We start from the raw sequence: 17,765 nt of genomic DNA, 5'->3' as shown, positions 1-17,765 counted from the left end.
GCGGCGAGACCGGGGCCGGTACTGGGGCCGGGATCAGGAGCGGGGCGACGGATCAGGGTCGTCATCGCCGATGACGAACCGCTGATCAGGGCGGGGATCCGGATGATCCTCACCTCGGACCCGGAGATCGAGGTCGTCGCCGAGGCGACCAACGGCCGCGAGGCCGTCGACCTGGCGCGCGCCCACGCGGCGGACGTCCTCCTGCTCGACATCCAGATGCCCGTCCTCGACGGACTCTCCGCCCTCCCGGAACTGCGGCGCGCCGCCCCGGCGACGCGGGTGATCGTGCTCACGACGTTCGGCGAGCGGGAGAACGTGCTGCGGGCCCTGGAGCACGGCGGAGCGGGCTTCCTGCTCAAGGACACCGCACCGGCCGAGCTGATCCGCGCCGTGCGGGCAGCGGCGGCCGGCGACGCCTACCTCTCACCGGCGGCCACCCGGCACGTCGTCGAGCGGCTCGCCTCCGGCCGGGAGGCGGCACGCGCGGAGGAGGCGCGGGCCCGGCTCACCGCACTGAGCGAGCGGGAGCGCGAGGTGCTCGCCCTGCTCGGGGAAGGACTGTCCAACGCCGACGCGGGCCGGCGGCTGCACATGAGCGAGGCCACCGTGAAGACGTACGTGAGCCGCATCCTGTCCAAGCTGGGCTGCGAGAACAGGGTGCAGGCGGCGCTGCTGGCCCGGGACGCCGGGTTGTAGGACACCGGCGGGTTCCGGCGCGGGTGCAGTCGGCGCCGGGGCTACGCCTCGGGCCGGGGCCAGGAGTCGCCGATCGGGGCGGGCAGGCCCGTGTCACCGGCGGCGTTGTAGCGGAGGAGGTAGGCCGCGAACGCGGCCAGGTCCTCGGCCGACCAGTCCTTGAGGCGTTCCTCGTACGCGGCGAGCCGGCTGGCCTGCGTCGAGGAGAGCAGCCGCGTGCCCGCGTCGGTGGGGTGCAGCACCTGCACGCGGTGGTCGTCCGGATCGGGACGCCGTTCGACCAGCCCCATCTTCTCCAGGGCCGCGACCTGCCGGCTGACCGTCGACTTGTCCAGCAGATAGTGGGCCGCGAGATCCGTGGCCCGGCAGCCCTTCCGGTCCTCGATGTGGGCCAGCAGCGTGTACGAGACCAGCGGCAGCTCCGGATGGAGCCGCGCCGCCGCGGCCCGCGCCCGGCGGGCGAAGGCCGTCAGCTCGCGCTGGATGGTGTCGAGGGACGTCTCCCGCGCGCCGTCGCTCATGGTGCGCTCCCTGGATGCCGCGGGTGGCCCGCTGGTCGGACTCAACTCTTCGGTTGTATAGTACAACGGTTCTTTAGTTGTAAAAGCCAACCATGGAGGTTCCGGTGTCCGCAGGACCGACCACCAGGGGAGCACTTCGCCACGTCCTCGGGCATCTGCTCACACCCCTGCTGATGTGCATCGGCATGGGCCTCGCCTACCTCGGCGCCTTCCACGCCCCCGAACCCCACGACCTGCGCGTCGACATCGTCGGCTCCGGACCCAGCACCCAGGTCCTCGCGCAGACCCTCCAGGACAAGGGAGCCGGCGCCCTCGACGTCCGCACCGTCCCCGACCGCGCGACCGCCACCACCGCCCTGCGCGAGCGGTCCAGCTTCGGCGCCTACCTCCCCGGCACCACCGGCCACGGCCCCGAACTGCTCGTCGCCTCCGCCTCCTCCGACACCAGCGCCATGGCCGTCGAGAAGGTCTTCACCAAGGTCGCCGCCGCCCAGGACGAACCCCTCAAGGTCACCGACGTCGCCCCCGTCTCCTCCGGCGACCCCACCGGCCAGGGCATCTTCTTCCTCCTCGTCGCCCTCAGCATCGGCTCCTACGCCTCCGTGGCCGTCATCGGCGGCGCCGGAGCCGTCCTGCCCCTGCGCGTCAGGGCCCTGCTCGCCGCGGGCATGTCCCTCGTCGTCAGCCTCGTCGGCGCCGTCCTCGCCGGACCCCTCTTCCACCTCGTCGACCACGGTCTCGGCGGCGTCTGGGCCCTCTCCTGGCTGTACAGCGCCGGCGCCCTGCTGATCGGCGTCGGACTGCACACCTTCCTCAAGCGCTGGACCACCCTCGGCGTGATGGTGCTGTTCGTGATGCTGAACTTCACCAGCTCCGGCGGCATCTACCGGCCCGAACTCCAGCCCGGCTTCTTCGGCTCGCTCCACGCCTTCTGGAACGGCGCCGGATTCGTCGAGGGTGTCCGCGACCACGTCTACTTCGACGGCCACGCCGTCGGCGGCAACGTCCTCGTCCTGACCCTCTGGTTCCTCGCGGGCGTCGCGCTGACGGCCATCGCCGGCCTCACCGAATCCCGCCGCCGTCAGGCGATCGCGTCACCGGCACCGGCCGCCGCGGAGACCCACGCCGAGGCCGCGGCGGAGGAGGAGATGGAGGAGGCGGTCGGCGTCTGACCGCGCCGGAAGGCCGCGAGGCAGGCGGTGCGGAGTTGTCCACAGACCGTTGTCCACAGGGGGCGACGGCCTCGTGGCCCCGGCGGTACCGTCATGCCCAGCCGACGAAGTTGATGTTGGCGCCACGGCACAGCACGGCACAGGCGCGCCGCGACGAGAGCGAAAGCGGCGCGCGCGGAACAGCGAACGACGGGGGAGGACGTCCGATGGACGACACCAGGACAGCGGTACCAGGACCACGCGACCACACGGCGGACGCGACCTCCGCCCGCGTCCCCTACGTGCCCGGATTCACCCGTCGCGTCACCGACGGAACGGCGGCCACCGCCAGGCAGCGGGGCAAGGAGCTGCGCGACCGGCTCCCCCGCTCGGCACAGGCCACGCTCACCCCCGCCCCCGACAGGCCCGACGCCGTCCGCGCCGTCGAGGAATCCAACCGGGGCCGCGTACCCGAACTCACCCCCATCCGCGTCGGCAGGATGTCCGCGAGCCCCTTCGCCTTTCTGCGCGGCTCCGCCGGACTCATGGCCCACGACCTCGCCGGCTCCCCCGTCACCGGCATCGCCGCCCAGCTCTGCGGCGACGCCCACGCCGCCAACTTCGGCCTCTACGGTGACGCCCGAGGCCGGCTCGTCATCGACCTCAACGACTTCGACGAGACCGTCGTCGGCCCCTGGGAATGGGACCTCAAGCGGCTCGCCACCTCCCTCGTCCTCGCCGGACGCGAAGCCGGCGCCGACGAGGACACCTGCCGGGCCGCCGCCTTCGACACCGTCGGCGCCTACCGGCGCACGATGCGCCTGCTCGCCCGGCTCCCCGCCCTCGACGCCTGGAACGCCATCGCCGACGAGGAACTCGTCTCCCACACCGACGCCCGCGACCTCATAGGCACCCTCGAACGCGTCTCCGCCAAGGCCCGCAACAACACCAGCGCCCGCTTCGCCGCCCGCTCCACCGAGAGCGTGCCGGAGACGGAGGGCGGCGGCCGACGCTTCGTCGACGCCCCTCCGGTCCTGCGCCGCGTCGGAGACGCGGAGGCCGCGGCCGTCGCCGCCGCCCTCGGCCCCTACCTGGCGACCGTGGCCGAGGACCGACTGCCGCTGCTCGCCCGTTACGCGATACACGACGTGGCCTTCCGCGTCGTCGGCACCGGAAGCGTCGGCACTCGTTCGTACGTGGTGCTGCTGCTCGACCACCGGGGCGAGCCGCTGGTCCTCCAGGTCAAGGAGGCCCGCCCCTCTGCGCTGCTGCCGTACCTGCCGGCCGTCGGCTTCCCCATACCCGACACCGGGCACGAAGGGCGTCGCGTGGTCCTCGGGCAGAAGCGGATGCAGGTCGTCAGCGACATCCTGCTCGGCTGGACCACGGTCGAGGGACGACCCTTCCAGGTCCGGCAGTTCCGCAACCGCAAGGGCAGCGTCGACCCCGCCGCCCTCACCGCCGACCAGTTCGACGACTACGGGCGCATGACCGGAGCCCTGCTCGCCCGCGCCCACGCGCACAGCGCCGACCCGCGGCTGATCGCCGGCTACTGCGGCAAGAACGAGGAGCTCGACGAGGCCGTCGCCTCCTTCGCTGTCGCCTACGCCGACCGCACCACCGAGGACCACGCCGACCTCGTCACGGCCATCCGCACCGGCCGCATAGCCGCCGAACCCGGCGTCTGAGCGGAGCACGGCCCGCGGTGGGTGGGAAGGGGGCGGGACCGTAGGCTGGGTAGGACGAGCCGGAACGAGGACGTGGACGGGCGTGGACGTGAGCGAGGACCAGGGCGTGGCCGGCGGGTCCGGGGAGCCGGCCGGTGGGCCGGAGGGCGAGCGGCCCGAGGCGCGGCTCGACCAGGCGGTGCGGGTGGCCGAGCAGGCGCTGATCGAGTTCGAGATCGCGGTGGAGACCTTCCGGGTCGAGGTGGAGAACTTCTCCCGGCTGCATCACCAGAAGCTGGGCCCGATGTACGCGCGGCTCGACGAGCTGGACGCGCAGATCGCGGAGGCGCGGGCGGCGCGTACCGGGGATCCGGAGGATGTGCGGCGGGCGCAGGAGGCGCGGGCCGCGGTCATGCCGATGCCCGGGGTGGAGGAGCTGTTCCACGAGTGGGTCGACTCCGACGGGCTTTCCGCGGAGGCGGCGGCGATGCTGACGGACCGGCCGGTGCAGCCGCCGAAGCGGGTCCGGCCGTCGGACGAGGTGCGCAAGCTCTACCGGGATCTGGCGCGGCAGGCGCATCCGGATCTGGCGCGGGAGGAGGACGAGCGGAAGCGGCGTGAGGAGTTCATCACGCGCGTGAACGCGGCCTACGCGCGCGGTGACGAGGCGCTGCTGCGGGAGCTGTCGGCGGAGTGGGCGGCCGGTCCGGTGCCGGAGGTGCGGTTGAGCGAGGGCGAGGAGCTGTACGCGCGGCTGGAGTGGCTGGCTCAGCGCAAGGAGATGCTGTCGCTGGTGGCGCGGGATCTGGAGGAGAGCGCGATCGGCGCGATGCTGCGGATGGCGCCGGATGATCCGGATCGTCTGCTCGAGGAGATCGCGGAGCAGCTGCTGGCGCAGGTCGCGGAGCGTGAGGCGGAGCTCGCGGCTCTGGTGCGGTAGGTGTGGTGCAGTAGGTTCGAGTGAGGTGCGCCCGTGGGGGCGCGGAGTTTCGGAAGAGAAGGCCACGTTCATGAATTTCGCCCCGCTGCCGACGGTCGACGTGGCTTCCGTGCCGGCGGATGCCCTGGTGCTGGACGTCCGTGAGGACGACGAGTGGGCGGCCGGTCATGTGGAGGGTGCGTTGCACGTTCCGATGAGTGATTTCGTGGCGCGGTTCGGTGAGGTGACGGAGGCCGTGGCCGATGGGCGGCGGGCTTTCGTGATGTGCCGGGTGGGTGGCCGGTCGGCGCAGGTCACGCAGTATCTGGTGCGGCAGGGGATCGACGCGGTGAACGTCGATGGCGGCATGCTCGCGTGGGACGGCGCGGGGCGCCCGATGGTGACGGACGACGGGAGCCCCGCGTACGTGCTGTAGTGCGCGGGCGGGCTGTGGTTCCGCCGGGCGTGGTTCAGCCGAGGGAGTGGGTGGCGAGCAGGTCGCCGAGTTCTTCTTCGTGTCGTGCCGCGGGGCCGAGGGCGAGTTCGAGGTGTTTGGCCCAGGCGTGGTAGCGGTGCAGCGGGTAGTCGGTGTCGGCGCCGAAGCCGCCGTGGAGGTGCTGGGCGGTCTGGACGACGCGGCGTACGCCTTCTGAGGCCCAGATCTTGGCCACGGCGATGTCCGCGGCTGCGGGGAGGGTGCCGGCGGCGTCGGTGGTGATGCGCCAGGCGGCCTGCCAGAGGGTGACTTCCATGGCGCGCAGGTCGATGTAGCGGTCGGCTGCCTGGACGGCGACGGCCTGGAAGGTGGCCACGGGGTGGCCGAACTGTTCGCGTCTGCCGGTGTACTGGCTGGTCATGGTGAGGACTTGTTCGCCGAGGCCGAGGGCGAGGGCGCAGGTTCCGGTGGTGAGGAGTCCGTGGAGCCGTTCCCAGGCGCCTTCGGTGTCGATGACGTCGGTGGTGTCGAGGTGGACGTCGTCGAGGTGGAGTTCGGCGAGGCGTTCGCCGTGGGTGCCGTACTGGTCGGTGAGGGTGAGGCCGGTGCGGGTGCGGGGCAGCAGGGCGAGGACGGTGTGTCCGTCGGGGGTGTGGGCGGGTACGGCGATGTGGTCGGCCTGGTGGGCCCAGGGGACGGCGCTGGTGTGGCCGTCGAGGCTCCAGCCGTCGTGGGTGCGTCGGGCGGTGACGGCGAGGGGCGCCGGGTCGTGGCCGGTGCGGCCATGGGCGGCGGCGGTGAGGACGAGTTCGCCGCGGGCGACGCGGGGGAGCAGCTGGGCCGCGGTGGCGGCGGGGCCGTAGCGCTGGAGGGTGAGGGCGACGGCGCTGGTTTCCAGGAGGGGGACGCGGGCGAGGGCGCGGGCGGATTCGCGGAGGACGAGGCAGAGGGCGACGGGGTCGAGTCCTGCGCCGCCGTGGCTGGGGTCGAGGACGAGGCCGAGCAGGTCGGTGTCGGCGAGGCGGGTCCAGAGGGCGCGGTCGAGGTCGTCGGCGACGGCGCCGGGGGTGAGGGCGGGGCTGGGTACGGCGTCGGGTGGGACGTCGGCGAAGACGGCCTTGGCCGTTTCGACGGCCGCTTGCTGTTCTTCGGTGAAGGTGAAGTCCACGGTCCTGTCCCTTTCGGCCTGCCCCGCTGGGATCTGACGGACCGTCAAGATAGAACAGGTTCTACCGGAAGGGAATGGGCGGGCCCGCTCCGGGTCGTGCCCGGGCGCGCCCGCCCCTGTCCGGTCGTGCCAGCTCAGCGGTCGAAGTCGAGCTCGACCTCCGGGGTGGCGGGGTGGGACTGGCAGGCCAGGACGTAGCCGGCGTCGGTCTCCTCGGGCTCCAGGGCGAAGTTGCGGTCCATCCGCACCTCGCCGGAGACGAGGAACGCGCGGCAGGTGCCGCACACGCCGCCCTTGCAGGCGTACGGGGCGTCCGCCCGGGCGCGCAGCACGGTGTCGAGGAGCGTCTCGCCCTGCTGGACGGGCCAGTTGCCGGACCGGCCGTGCAGGGTGGCGGTCAGCGTGGCGTGGGCGGGTGCGTCCGCCGCGGCCGCCGGGGCGGGCGCGGAGCCGTCGTCGACGTGGAAGATCTCCTGGTGGATGCGGGTGCGCGGGACGCCGAGGGCGCGCAGGGTGCGCTCGGCGTTCTGCACCAGGCCGAAGGGGCCGCACAGGAACCAGCCGTCGATCTCGCCGACGGGCAGGAGCGCGGGCAGCAGGGCCGTGAGCCGTTCCTCGTCGAGCCGTCCGGAGGGGAGTCCGGCCTGCTGTTCCTCGCGGGAGAGCACGGTGACCAGCTGGAAACGGTCGGGGAAGCGGTCCTTGAGGTCGGCGACCTCGTCGAGGAACATCGTGGACGAAGCGGTGCGGTCGCTGCGGACCAGGCAGAACCGGGCCTCGGGCTCGCGGGCGAGCAGTGTCGCCGCCATCGAAAGCACCGGCGTGATGCCGCTTCCGCCGACGACGGCCGCGAAGTGCCCTGGGCGCGGGTCGAGGACGAAGCGTCCCATGGGTTCCATGACCTCGACGGTGTCGCCGACGGCGAGCTCCTTGAGCGCGTACGTGGAGAACTCTCCGCCTTCGACCAGGCGGATGCCGACGCGCAGGACGGGCGTCTCGCCTTCGGCGGCGGCCGGTGCGCAGATCGAGTAGGTGCGGCGGATCTCCTCGCCGTCGGGGCCGAGGCGGCGCAGGGCGAGGTGCTGGCCGGGGGTGTGGCGGTAGGTCTCGCGGAGCTCGGGCGGGACCGCGAAGGTGACGGCCACGGAGTCGTCGGTGAGCTGCTCGACCTCGCTCACGCGGAGCGGGTGGAACCCGGCCCGTCCGGCGGTCGAGGACGGCGTCGACGGCATCTACAACTCCTTGAAGTGGTCGAACGGTTCACGGCAGGCCGCGCAGCGGCGCAGTGCCTTGCACGCGGTGGAGGAGAAGCGGCTGAGGAGTTCGGTGTCGGTGGATCCGCAGTGGGGGCAGCGGATCGCCAGGGTGAGCGGTACCGGTCCGCCGGCCGGGCCCTGGGGGCGGGGCGGGGCGATGCCGAACTCGGCGAGCTTGCGGCGGCCTTCCTCGCTGATGTCGTCGGTCGACCAGGCGGGGCTGAGGACGGTGACGACGGAGACCTCGGGTACGCCGTGTGCGTGGAGGGCGTTCTCGATGTCGGACGACATGGCCTCGACGGCCGGGCAGCCGGTGTAGGTGGGGGTGAGCTCGACCTCGACGCGGCCGGGGCCGTGGACGTGGACGCCGCGCAGCACGCCGAGTTCGGCGAGGGTGAGGACGGGCAGCTCGGGGTCGAGGACGGCGCCGGCGATCCGGGCCAGCTCCTCCTCGAGCGGCGTGGGGGCCGTGGCAGGGGTGCCGGTCACCATGACGCCCCCGGGTGGCTGCGGTGCAGGTGCTGCATCTCGGCGAGCATGCGGCCGAAGGACTCGGTGTGGAGTCCCTGGCGGCCGGCGCCGGCGGACCAGGCGCCGGTGCGCGGTCCGGCCGGGACGGTGAGCGTGGCCCGGCCGAGGACGGCGGTGACCGAGTCGAGCCAGGCGCGCTCCATGGCCTCGGTGTCCAGGTCGAGGCCGTCGAGGGGCTGGAACAGTTCGCCGGTGTAGCGCCACAGGGCGTCGCAGGCGGTCTGCATGCGCCGGTGGCTCTCTTCGGTGCCGTCGCCGAGGCGCAGGGTCCAGTGTTCGGCGTGGTCCTGGTGGTAGGCGACTTCCTTGACGGCCTTGGCGGCGAGTCCGGCGAGCGGGCCGCCCCCGGCGGCCAGCTGCCCGTACAGCAGGTGCTGGTAGGTGGAGAAGTACAGCTGCCGGGCGATGGTGTGGGCGAAGTCGCCGTTGGGCTGCTCGACGAGCTGGCAGTTGCGGAAGGCGCGCTCCTCGCGGAGGTACGCCAGCTCGTCCTCGTCGCCGACCAGGGAGAGCAGGACGCGGGCCTGGCCGAGGAGGTCGAGCGCGATGTTGGCGAGGGCGACCTCTTCTTCGAGGACGGGTGCGCCGCCCGCCCACTCCCCCAGGCGCTGGGCGAGGACGAGGGCGTCGTCGCCGAGGGCGAGCGTGGCGGCGGGGACGGTGGCGGTGCCGCTGGTGCTGCTGGTCGGGCCGGTCACAGGTGCTTCACCCCGTCCGGGATCTCGTAGAAGGTGGGGTGCCGGTAGGGCTTGTCGGCGGAGGGCTCGAAGAAGGGGTCCTTCTCGTCGGGCGAGGAGGCGGTGATCGCGGCGGAGGGGACGACCCAGATCGAGACGCCCTCCATGCGGCGGGTGTAGAGGTCGCGGGCGTTGCGCAGGGCCATCTCGGCGTCCGGCGCGTGCAGGCTGCCGGCGTGGGTGTGGGACAGTCCGCGGCGCGAGCGCACGAACACCTCCCACAGCGGCCATCCGTCGGTGGTCATGCCCGTGCCTCCCCGTGCGTGTCGTGCGTGTGGTTCTGCTGCTCGTCGTGCCGGTCGTGGCCGGCGTTCTCGCCGTGCCGGCCGTGCTGGGCGGCGTGCTTCTCCGCGTAGGCCGCGGCGGCGTCCCTGACCCAGGCTCCGTCCTCGTGCGCCTGGCGGCGCTTGCTCAGCCGCTGCTCGTTGCAGGGGCCGTTGCCCTTGAGGACGTTCCAGAACTCGTCCCAGTCGATGGGGCCGAAGTCGTAGTGCCCGCGCTCCTCGTTCCACCTCAGGTCGGGGTCGGGGAGGGTGAGGCCGAGGCTCTCGGCCTGCGGGGCCGCGATGTCGACGAAGCGCTGCCGCAGTTCGTCGTTGGAGTGGCGCTTGATCTTCCACGCCATCGCCTGCGCGGAGTGCGTCGATTCGTCGTCCGGCGGGCCGAACATCATCAGCGAGGGCCACCACCAGCGGTCGACCGCGTCCTGGGCCATCGCGTGCTGCGCCTCGGTGCCCCGGGAGAGGGCGAGGAGCGCCTCGTAACCCTGGCGCTGGTGGAAGGACTCCTCCTTGCAGACCCGGACCATCGCGCGCGCGTACGGCCCGTAGGAGCAGCGGCAGAGCGGGACCTGGTTGGTGATCGCGGCGCCGTCCACGAGCCAGCCGATGGCGCCGACGTCGGCCCAGGTCAGCGTCGGGTAGTTGAAGATCGACGAGTACTTCTGGCGGCCGGAGTGGAGCTTGTCGAGGAGCTCGTCGCGGCTGGTGCCGAGGGTCTCGGCCGCGCTGTACAGGTACAGGCCGTGGCCGGCCTCGTCCTGGACCTTGGCCATGAGGATCGCCTTGCGCCGCAGGGAGGGCGCCCGGGTGATCCAGTTGGCCTCGGGCTGCATGCCGATGATCTCGGAGTGCGCGTGCTGCGCGATCTGGCGGACGAGGCCGGCGCGATAGGCGTCGGGCATCCAGTCGCGCGGCTCGATGCGCTCGTCGGCGGCCACGGCGGCGTCGAACACCGCTTCGAGGGCGGCCTGGCTCGCCGCCGTCCCCTCTGCCGCTGTCGCCTCTGCCGTACCTGTGGTCATCGGACCCCCTACCGACCGATCGTTCGGTTGAATGACTTCAATGGTCGTTCGGCGGCCCGTATGGTGTCAACCCTGTGGATAACTGCTGAGGCCGAGCGGGAGCGGGGCGCGATGGACTCGTACGACGACGGGGGCGGGGTCGCACCCGGTCCGGGCGGTTCGCCCGAACGGGTGACCGGGGCCGCTGAAGGACCTGAGTCCGTGGCTACCGAGGGGGCCGACTCCGGGACCGGAGCCGGGGCGCGAGCCGAGTCCGCTGCCGGAGCCGAAGCCGGAGGCCGAGCCGAGTCCAAGTCCGTGTCCGGGGCCGGCGTCGCCGGCGTCCGCGGCGGTGGCGCTCGCGGCGGTGACACCGGCATCGGCGACGCCGGCATCGGTGACGTCGGTGGTGCGGCGCGGGGCGGGATCGGGGCGCTCTCCATGCCGTACCAGGTCGTCGCGGCCGTCGCGCTCGCCGTCATCGGCGTCCTCGCCTGCGTCCACCTCGCGATGGTCTTCCTGCACGTCGCGCCCTCGAACACGCTGACCAAGCGGCACGGCGAGGCCGTCGACGACTGGGTCTACCCCGAGTTCGAGCAGAACTGGAAGCTCTTCGCCCCCAACCCGCTCCAGCAGAACATCGCCGTCCAGGTCCGCGCCGAGCTCGCCCGCCCGGACGGCACCCGCGCGACCACCGCCTGGATCGACCTGTCCGGGCAGGACGCCGACCAGATCCGCGGCAACCTCCTGCCCAGCCACACCGAGCAGAACGAGCTGCGCCGGGCCTGGGACTTCTACCTCAACTCCCACACCGACGACCAGCGCCCCAACGGACTGCGCGGCCGGCTCTCGGAGCAGTACCTGCGCCGGATCGTCATGCTGCGCCTCGACGAGCGGGCGCTCGGCGGCACCGTCGAGAAGATCCAGCTGCGCTCCGCCACCCGGCCCGTGCCGGCTCCCGCCTGGAGCACCGAGAAGATCGACACCCGGCCCTCGTTCCGTACGTATCCCTGGTGGCGCATCACCGCGCCCGACCGGCCCGGTGCGGCCGTGGGCACCAGCACCGAGGCGAAGGCCGGTACGGAGGCAGCCCGATGAGCCAGACCACCCCCGCCGCCTCCCGCGTCCCCTTCGACCGGCGGCTGGCCTCCGCCGTCCAGAAGGTCACGGCGAACGCCCTCGGCCCCTACCAGGCCGCGATCGTCCGCATCGGCTTCTCCTTCACCTGGCTGCTCTTCCTGCTGCGCGAGTGGCCCCACCGGCTGGAGCTGTACGGGCCCGACAGCCCGTGGTCCTGGGAGATGGGCCGGCAGCTGATCGCCGACAACCGCTCCTTCACCGTGCTGATGTGGTCGGACGGGCGGCTGTGGTTCGAGGTCGTCTACGGCCTCGCCGTGCTCTCCGCCGTCCTGCTGCTGCTCGGCTGGCACACCCGGGCCGTCTCGGTGGTCTTCATGGCCGGCGTGCTGTCCCTGCAGAACCGGTCCATCTTCATGGGCGACGGCGGCGACAACGTCGTCCACCTCATGGCGGTCTACCTCGTCCTCACCCGCTGCGGGCAGGTCTGGTCGCTCGACGCCCGGCGTGCCGCCCGCGCCCGCGCCGGCGTCAGGACCGACGGACACGGCCCGCGCAGCGACGACGGCGGATTCGCCGGGCCGCTGCTGTGGATCGTGCTCGGCGGTTTCCTGCTCGCCGCCACGTACTTCTCCGGCGTCACCGGTGAGTGGTGGCTGCTCGTGATGTTCTGGGTGCTGTGGCTGGGGCACGGGCTGTGGTGGCTGGTGTGCCGGTACGCTCCCGGCGAGCCGCGCACCCTGCTGGACGTCCTCGCCAACCTCGCGCACAACGCCACGCTCGTCGTGATCATGGCGGAGGTGTGCCTGATCTACGCCACGGCCGGCTGGTACAAGGTGCAGGGCTCGCGCTGGCAGGACGGCACGGCGCTCTACTTCCCGCTCAAGCTCGACTACTTCTCCCCCTGGCCGGCCCTCTCCGACCTGCTGGGATCGAGCGGCGTGATGGTGCTGCTGCTGACGTACGGCACGGTGATCGTGCAGGTCGCCTTCCCCTTCACGCTGTTCAACCGCAAGGTCAAGAACGTGCTGCTCGCGGCGATGATGCTGGAGCACGCCGGGATCGCGCTGCTGCTCGGGCTGCCGTTCTTCTCGATGGCGATGATCGCCGCGGACGCCGTCTTCCTGCCGACGGCGTTCCTGGTGTGGCTGGGAGCGCGGGCCGCGCGGGGCCGGGACCGGCTGCTCGGCACCGGCCGCGGGCGGGCGCGGGGCGAGGAAGCCCGGGCGCCCGGTGAGAGCCGTTCGGGTGACGGGGCGAGCCCCCGTACCCTCGTCGGGTGAGCACCACCGAAGAACAGCCGGCCGAGTCGGCCGAGGCGACGAAGACGAGCACGTCGATCGAGTCGCCCGAGCCGGCCGGGTCGACCGAGCCGGTCCAGTACGACGAGGGCTACGGCCCCGAGGTCGGCGTCGGGCCGCACCCGGAGCCGTGGCCGGACGACGAGCGCTACGACCGTGGGCTGCTGGCAGGCGGCGACCGGCGCAATGTCGTCGACCGCTACCGGTACTGGACGCGTGAGGCGATCGTCGCGGACCTGGACACCCGGCGCCACGACTTCCACGTGGCGGTGGAGAACTGGGGCCACGACTTCAACATCGGCTCGGTGGTGCGGACGGCCAACGCCTTCCTCGCGAAGGAGGTCCACATCGTCGGGCGGCGGCGCTGGAACCGGCGCGGGGCGATGGTCACGGACCGCTACCAGCACGTGCGGCACCACCCGGACACGGCGGCGCTCACCGCGTGGGCGGCGGCGGAGGACCTGCCGATCATCGGCATCGACAATCTGCCGGGCGCCGTGCCGCTGGAGCGGACGGTGCTGCCGCGCCGGTGCGTGCTGCTGTTCGGCCAGGAGGGGCCCGGCCTCACGGAGGAGGCGCGCGAGCACGCGACGATGGTCTGCTCGATCGCGCAGTTCGGCTCGACGCGGTCGATCAACGCGGGCGCGGCGGCGGCGGTCGCGATGCACGCGTGGGTGCAGAGGTACGCGGACATCGCGTGACGCCTCCCGCCTGAACCTCGGGCCCGCCCCTCCGTCAGCTGAGGGGCGGGCCCGGGTCGGTTCCGACGTCCTGGGGCCGGCCTATGACCTGGTCAGGCCTATGACCTGGTCAGGCCGGTGGCCCGGTCAGGTCGGTGGCCTGGTAGGTCGGTGCCCGGTCAGGCCGGTGGCCGGTTCAGGACTGGCGGCGGACTTCCACCACCCGGAAGCGGTTGGAGACGAAGGCGCCGTCGCACAGGGCCGCGTTCGCGGCGGGGTTGCCGCCGGAGCCGTGGAAGTCGGAGAAGGCGGCGGTCTGGTTGACGTAGACACCGCCGGTGAGGTTCAGGGAGAGCTGGGCGGACTCCTCCAGGCAGACCTCCTCGACGGCGCGCTCGGTCTCCGGCGAGGTCGTGTACGCGCCGACCGTCATCGCGCCCTTCTCGCGGATCGTGCGGCGCAGGAGCTCCAGGGCCTCGGTCGTGGAGTCGACGGAGACGGCGAAGGAGACGGGGCCGAAGCACTCCGAGAAGTAGGCGGCCTCGGCGTCCGGCTTGGAGCCGTCGAGCTTGACGATGACCGGCGTGCGGACGACGGCGTCCGGGAAGTCCGGGTTCGTCACCTCGCGGGAGGCCAGCGCCACCTCGCCGAGGCCCGCGGCGGCCTCCAGGCGCGCCTTGACGTCCGGGTTGACGAGGGCGCCGAGCAGCGCGTTCGCCCGGGCGTCGTCGCCGAGCAGACCGCCGACGGCGGCGGCGAGGTCGGCCACGACCTCGTCGTACGTCTTCGGGCCCTGGTCGGTGGTGATGCCGTCGCGGGGGATCAGCAGGTTCTGCGGGGTGGTGCACATCTGGCCGCTGTAGAGGGACAGGGAGAAGGCCAGGTTGCCGAGCATGCCCTTGTAGTCGTCGGTGGAGTCGACGACCACGGTGTTGACGCCGGCCTTCTCCGTGTAGACCTGGGCCTGGCGGGCGTTGGCCTCCAGCCAGTCGCCGAAGGAGGTCGAGCCCGTGTAGTCGATGATCTTGATCTCGGGGCGGACGGCCAGGGTCTTGGCGATGCCCTCGCCCGGCTGCTCGGCGGCCAGCGCGACCAGGTTGGGGTCGAAGCCGGACTCGGCGAGGACCTCGCGGGCGACCCGGACGGTCAGGGCCAGCGGGAGGACCGCGCGCGGGTGCGGCTTGACCAGGACCGGGTTGCCGGTGGCCAGGGAGGCGAACAGGCCCGGGTAGCCGTTCCAGGTCGGGAAGGTGTTGCAGCCGATCATGAGCGCGATGCCGCGGGCGACCGGGGTGAACTCCTTGCTCAGCTCCAGCGGGTCGCGCTTGCCCTGGGGCTTCGACCAGGCGGCGCGGCCGGCCGGGGTGCGGGTCTGCTCCTCGTAGGCGTACGCCACGGCCTCCAGGCCGCGGTCCTGGGCGTGCGGGCCGCCGGCCTGGAACGCCATCATGAAGGCCTGGCCGCTGGTGTGCATGACGGCGTGGGCGAACTCGTGGGTGCGGGCGGAGATCCGGGCGAGCATCTCCAGGCAGACCAGGGCGCGGGTCTCGGGGCCGGCGTCGCGCCAGGCGGCCATGCCGGCGCGCATCGCGGGGAGCAGCACGTCGATGTCGGCGTGCGGGTACTCGATGCCGAGGACCGGGCCGTACGGCGAGGTCTCGCCGGCGGTCCAGCCGTCCGTGCCGGGCTGGTCGAGCTCGAAGCGCTTGCCGAGCAGGTCCTGGTAGGCGGCGAGACCCGCGGCGGCGTCCAGCGAGCCGTTCTCCCCGTAGGCCTTCGGGTGCTCCGGGTACGGGGACCAGTAGGCGCGGGTGCGGATGGTGGAGAGCGCCTGATCGAGTGTGGACCGGTGCTTCTCGGCCAGACGGTCGGTGGTCAGCAGAGCGGTGGCCATGGATGGACCAACTCCTCGTCGAGCTGGGCAGGGAGACGCGTACGGAGTTAGAGTAACCGAACGATCGGTCGGGACAAGGGGGTCCGGCGATCCTGTGGAAAACCCATCGGGGAGGATCACTCCTATGACCGCCAACGCGAACGTCCGCCCGGGGAGCGACGAGCTGTCGGCCGACGGGGCCGGGCCCGTCCCACCAGGCATCGAGCCGGGCAGCACGGTCGCCGTCGTCGGCACCGGCACCATGGGCCAGGGCATCGCCCAGGTCGCCCTGGTGGCGGGGCATCCCGTACGCCTCTACGACAGCGCCCCCGGCCGGGCCGAGGAGGCCGTCGCGGCCGTCACGGGCCGACTGGACCGGCTGGTCGAGAAGGGCCGACTGGGCAAGGAGGACCGGGACGCCGCCGTCGCCCGGCTGCACGCGGCGGACGGCCTCGCCGAGCTGGCCGACGCGGCCCTCGTCGTCGAGGCGATCGTCGAGCGGCTCGAGGTCAAGCAGCGGCTCTTCGCCGAGCTGGAGGACGTCGTCGGCGACGACGCCGTGCTCGCCACCAACACCTCCTCGCTCTCCGTCACCGCGATCGCGGGCGGGCTGCGGCTGCCCGGCCGCTTCGTCGGCCTGCACTTCTTCAACCCGGCCCCGCTGCTGCCGCTCGTCGAGGTCGTCAGCGGCTTCGCCACCGACCCGGCCGTCGCCACGCGCGCGTACGAGACGGCGAAGCGCTGGGGCAAGACGCCGGTGCGCTGCACCGACACCCCCGGCTTCATCGTGAACCGCGTCGCCCGCCCCTTCTACGCGGAGGCGCTGCGGATCTTCGAGGAGGGCGCCGTCGACCCGGCCACGATCGACGCGGCGCTGCGCGAGTGCGGCGGCTTCCGGATGGGGCCCTTCGAGCTGACCGACCTCATCGGCCAGGACGTCAACGAGGCCGTCACCCGGTCCGTGTGGGAGTCCTTCTACCAGGACCCCAAGTTCACGCCCTCGCTCGCGCAGCGCAGGCTCGTGGAGTCGGGGCGCCTCGGCCGCAAGTCGGGCCACGGCTGGTTCTCGTACGCGGACGGCGCCGAGCGCCCCGAGCCGCACACCGCGGCGCCGGCGAAGGCGCCCTCGCGGATCGTCGTCTTCGGCGACCTCGGGCCCGCCGAACCGCTGGTCGCGCTCTTCCAGACCGCGGGGATCACGGTGCGGCGCAAGAAGGGCGAGGGCTTCGTCGCCCTGCCGTCCGGCGGGCTGCTCGGCCTCACGGACGGGGAGACCTCCTTCCAGTACCACAAGGAGGAGATCGTCTACTTCGACCTCGCCCTCGACTACGCCAAGGCGAGCAGGATCGTTCTGTCCACCGCCGAGCGGACCTCCAGGGAGACCCTGGAGGAGGCCGTGGGCCTCTTCCAGGCGCTCGGCAAGAACGTCTCGGTGATCGGGGACGTACCGGGCATGATCGTCGCCCGGACGGTCGCGATGCTCGCCGACGTCGCCGTCGACGCCGTCGACCGGGGCGTCGCCTCCGCCGAGGACGTCGACACCGCGATGCGGCTGGGTGTCAACTACCCGGCAGGCCCGCTGGAGTGGGCCGCGAAGGTCGGATGGGAGCGCCTGCAGGACCTGCTGGACGAGCTGCACAAGCGCTACCCCACCGGCCGGTACGCGCCCTCGCTCGGCCTGGTGCGCCGCTCGTACCACGAGGTGGCGGAGGAGAACCGATGACCACCGCCCGACGCGACACCTACACCCCTGACTCGCTGCTCTCGGTGGCCGTGCAGGTCTTCAACGAGCGCGGCTACGACGGCACGTCCATGGAGCACCTGTCCAAGGCGGCCGGGATCTCCAAGTCCTCGATCTACCATCACGTCGCCGGCAAGGAGGAGCTGCTGCGGCGCGCGGTCAGCCGCGCGCTCGACGGGCTGTTCGCCGTCCTCGACGAGCCGGGCGCGGGGCGCGGCCGGGCCGTCGAGCGGGTCGAGTACGTGACCCGGCGCACCGTCGAGGTGCTGATCGCCGAGCTGCCGTACGTGACGCTGCTGCTGCGGGTGCGGGGCAACACCTCGACCGAGCGGTGGGCGCTGGAGCGGCGCCGCGAGTTCGACCACCGGGTGGCCGAGCTCCTGAAGGCGGCGGCCGCCGAGGGCGACCTGCGGGCCGACCTGGACATCCGGCTCGCGACCCGGCTGCTCTTCGGCATGATCAACTCGCTGGTCGAGTGGTACCGGCCGCACCACGCCTCCGTGGCGGAGCGGGAGCAGCTGGTGGACACCGTCGTCCACCTCGCCTTCGACGGGCTGCGCACGGCCCGCTGATCGGCGTCGCCGACGCCTTGTCGCGCCCCCCCCGGGGGCACCCCCGGCGGGCGCGCCCCCGTTACGCGCAGTCCCCCCGGGCCGGGTAAGGGTCCACGTCGGGGTCAGTGTCGTATAAACAAAAGAAGCAGCCCACCAATTATGGGGTGTATAAATC

At 72.5% G+C, this 17,765-nt stretch carries 18 protein-coding genes; 10 read left to right on the top strand and 8 right to left on the bottom strand.

What is annotated here, in order from left to right; translation table 11 throughout:
• The first annotated feature begins 21 nt into the window (after positions 1-21).
• Positions 22-696, top strand: coding sequence for a response regulator (locus tag ACFVGS_RS24055; protein WP_384418026.1), 675 nt, complete (start codon positions 22-24; stop codon positions 694-696).
• A 41-nt stretch (positions 697-737) separates the two neighbouring features.
• Here the strand turns inward: ACFVGS_RS24055 and ACFVGS_RS24050 are convergent, their stop codons facing one another.
• Entirely contained in the window at positions 738-1,217 is a 480-nt protein-coding gene (locus tag ACFVGS_RS24050) for a MarR family winged helix-turn-helix transcriptional regulator (protein ID WP_384417976.1), read from the bottom strand.
• A 104-nt stretch (positions 1,218-1,321) separates the two neighbouring features.
• Here ACFVGS_RS24050 and ACFVGS_RS24045 point away from each other — a divergent pair, with 104 nt between their 5' ends.
• From ACFVGS_RS24045 to ACFVGS_RS24030, 4 genes are all read left to right on the top strand, one after another.
• Positions 1,322-2,389: a hypothetical protein gene (locus tag ACFVGS_RS24045; protein ID WP_385693614.1), complete on the top strand. Its 1,068-nt coding sequence runs from the start codon at positions 1,322-1,324 to the stop codon at positions 2,387-2,389.
• A 206-nt stretch (positions 2,390-2,595) separates the two neighbouring features.
• Positions 2,596-4,056: a DUF2252 domain-containing protein gene (locus tag ACFVGS_RS24040; RefSeq protein WP_384417982.1), complete on the top strand. Its 1,461-nt coding sequence runs from the start codon at positions 2,596-2,598 to the stop codon at positions 4,054-4,056.
• An 82-nt stretch (positions 4,057-4,138) separates the two neighbouring features.
• A complete protein-coding gene (locus tag ACFVGS_RS24035) occupies positions 4,139-4,975 on the top strand; it encodes a hypothetical protein (RefSeq protein WP_385693613.1) in 837 nt (278 codons plus the stop codon).
• 70 nt (positions 4,976-5,045) lie between these two features.
• Positions 5,046-5,390, top strand: coding sequence for a rhodanese-like domain-containing protein (locus ACFVGS_RS24030; RefSeq protein WP_385693612.1), 345 nt, complete (start codon positions 5,046-5,048; stop codon positions 5,388-5,390).
• 34 nt (positions 5,391-5,424) lie between these two features.
• On the opposite strand, the gene ACFVGS_RS24025 is transcribed toward ACFVGS_RS24030, so the two are convergent.
• From ACFVGS_RS24025 to paaA, 6 genes are all read right to left on the bottom strand, one after another.
• Positions 5,425-6,558 carry an acyl-CoA dehydrogenase family protein gene (locus ACFVGS_RS24025; RefSeq protein WP_384417991.1) on the bottom strand — a complete coding sequence of 378 codons (1,134 nt, stop codon included), beginning with the start codon at positions 6,556-6,558 and terminating at the stop codon, positions 5,425-5,427.
• Positions 6,559-6,692: 134 nt separating this feature from the next.
• On the bottom strand, positions 6,693-7,790 hold the full coding sequence (locus ACFVGS_RS24020) for a 2Fe-2S iron-sulfur cluster-binding protein (RefSeq protein ID WP_385693611.1): 1,098 nt from the start codon (positions 7,788-7,790) through the stop codon (positions 6,693-6,695).
• Positions 7,791-8,306 carry a 1,2-phenylacetyl-CoA epoxidase subunit PaaD gene (paaD, locus tag ACFVGS_RS24015; protein WP_384417997.1) on the bottom strand — a complete coding sequence of 172 codons (516 nt, stop codon included), beginning with the start codon at positions 8,304-8,306 and terminating at the stop codon, positions 7,791-7,793.
• Positions 8,300-9,043 (bottom strand): 1,2-phenylacetyl-CoA epoxidase subunit PaaC, encoded by a 744-nt coding sequence (paaC, locus tag ACFVGS_RS24010; RefSeq protein ID WP_384417999.1) that lies wholly within the window; start codon positions 9,041-9,043, stop codon positions 8,300-8,302. Before paaC ends, paaD begins: the two co-directional genes overlap by 7 nt.
• On the bottom strand, positions 9,040-9,327 hold the full coding sequence (gene paaB / locus ACFVGS_RS24005) for a 1,2-phenylacetyl-CoA epoxidase subunit PaaB (protein WP_384418002.1): 288 nt from the start codon (positions 9,325-9,327) through the stop codon (positions 9,040-9,042). Before paaB ends, paaC begins: the two co-directional genes overlap by 4 nt.
• Positions 9,324-10,385 carry a 1,2-phenylacetyl-CoA epoxidase subunit PaaA gene (gene paaA / locus ACFVGS_RS24000; RefSeq protein ID WP_384418004.1) on the bottom strand — a complete coding sequence of 354 codons (1,062 nt, stop codon included), beginning with the start codon at positions 10,383-10,385 and terminating at the stop codon, positions 9,324-9,326. Before paaA ends, paaB begins: the two co-directional genes overlap by 4 nt.
• Positions 10,386-10,586: 201 nt before the next feature.
• On the opposite strand from paaA, the gene ACFVGS_RS23995 reads away from it, so the two are divergent.
• From ACFVGS_RS23995 to ACFVGS_RS23985, 3 genes are read left to right on the top strand one after another with little or no spacing between them, the layout of a single operon-like run.
• Complete coding sequence (locus ACFVGS_RS23995; protein WP_384418007.1) at positions 10,587-11,462, top strand: DUF5819 family protein; 876 nt, start codon at positions 10,587-10,589, stop codon at positions 11,460-11,462.
• The gene (locus ACFVGS_RS23990; protein WP_384418009.1) at positions 11,459-12,724 is read left to right on the top strand and encodes an HTTM domain-containing protein; all 1,266 of its coding nucleotides are present in this window, start codon (positions 11,459-11,461) and stop codon (positions 12,722-12,724) included. The genes ACFVGS_RS23995 and ACFVGS_RS23990 overlap by 4 nt, the downstream gene beginning before the upstream one ends.
• A 56-nt stretch (positions 12,725-12,780) precedes the next feature.
• Positions 12,781-13,443, top strand: a complete 663-nt coding sequence (locus ACFVGS_RS23985; protein ID WP_384418029.1) for a TrmH family RNA methyltransferase — start codon at positions 12,781-12,783, stop codon at positions 13,441-13,443.
• Positions 13,444-13,618: 175 nt separating this feature from the next.
• Here ACFVGS_RS23985 and paaN read toward each other — a convergent pair whose 3' ends face one another.
• A complete protein-coding gene (gene paaN / locus ACFVGS_RS23980) occupies positions 13,619-15,316 on the bottom strand; it encodes a phenylacetic acid degradation protein PaaN (RefSeq protein WP_385693610.1) in 1,698 nt (565 codons plus the stop codon).
• A gap of 124 nt (positions 15,317-15,440) precedes the next feature.
• Here paaN and ACFVGS_RS23975 point away from each other — a divergent pair, with 124 nt between their 5' ends.
• Complete coding sequence (locus ACFVGS_RS23975) at positions 15,441-17,018, top strand: 3-hydroxyacyl-CoA dehydrogenase (RefSeq protein WP_385693609.1); 1,578 nt, start codon at positions 15,441-15,443, stop codon at positions 17,016-17,018.
• Positions 17,015-17,608 (top strand): TetR/AcrR family transcriptional regulator, encoded by a 594-nt coding sequence (locus ACFVGS_RS23970; RefSeq protein ID WP_384418018.1) that lies wholly within the window; start codon positions 17,015-17,017, stop codon positions 17,606-17,608. The genes ACFVGS_RS23975 and ACFVGS_RS23970 overlap by 4 nt, the downstream gene beginning before the upstream one ends.
• Positions 17,609-17,765: the final 157 nt, after the last annotated feature.

It is taken from the genome of Streptomyces sp. NPDC127114 (assembly GCF_042677525.1).
In the GTDB taxonomy this organism is placed as follows: domain Bacteria; phylum Actinomycetota; class Actinomycetes; order Streptomycetales; family Streptomycetaceae; genus Streptomyces.
Note: the sequence above shows the minus strand (reverse complement) of the source record. Positions and strands in the feature narration are given on the sequence as shown.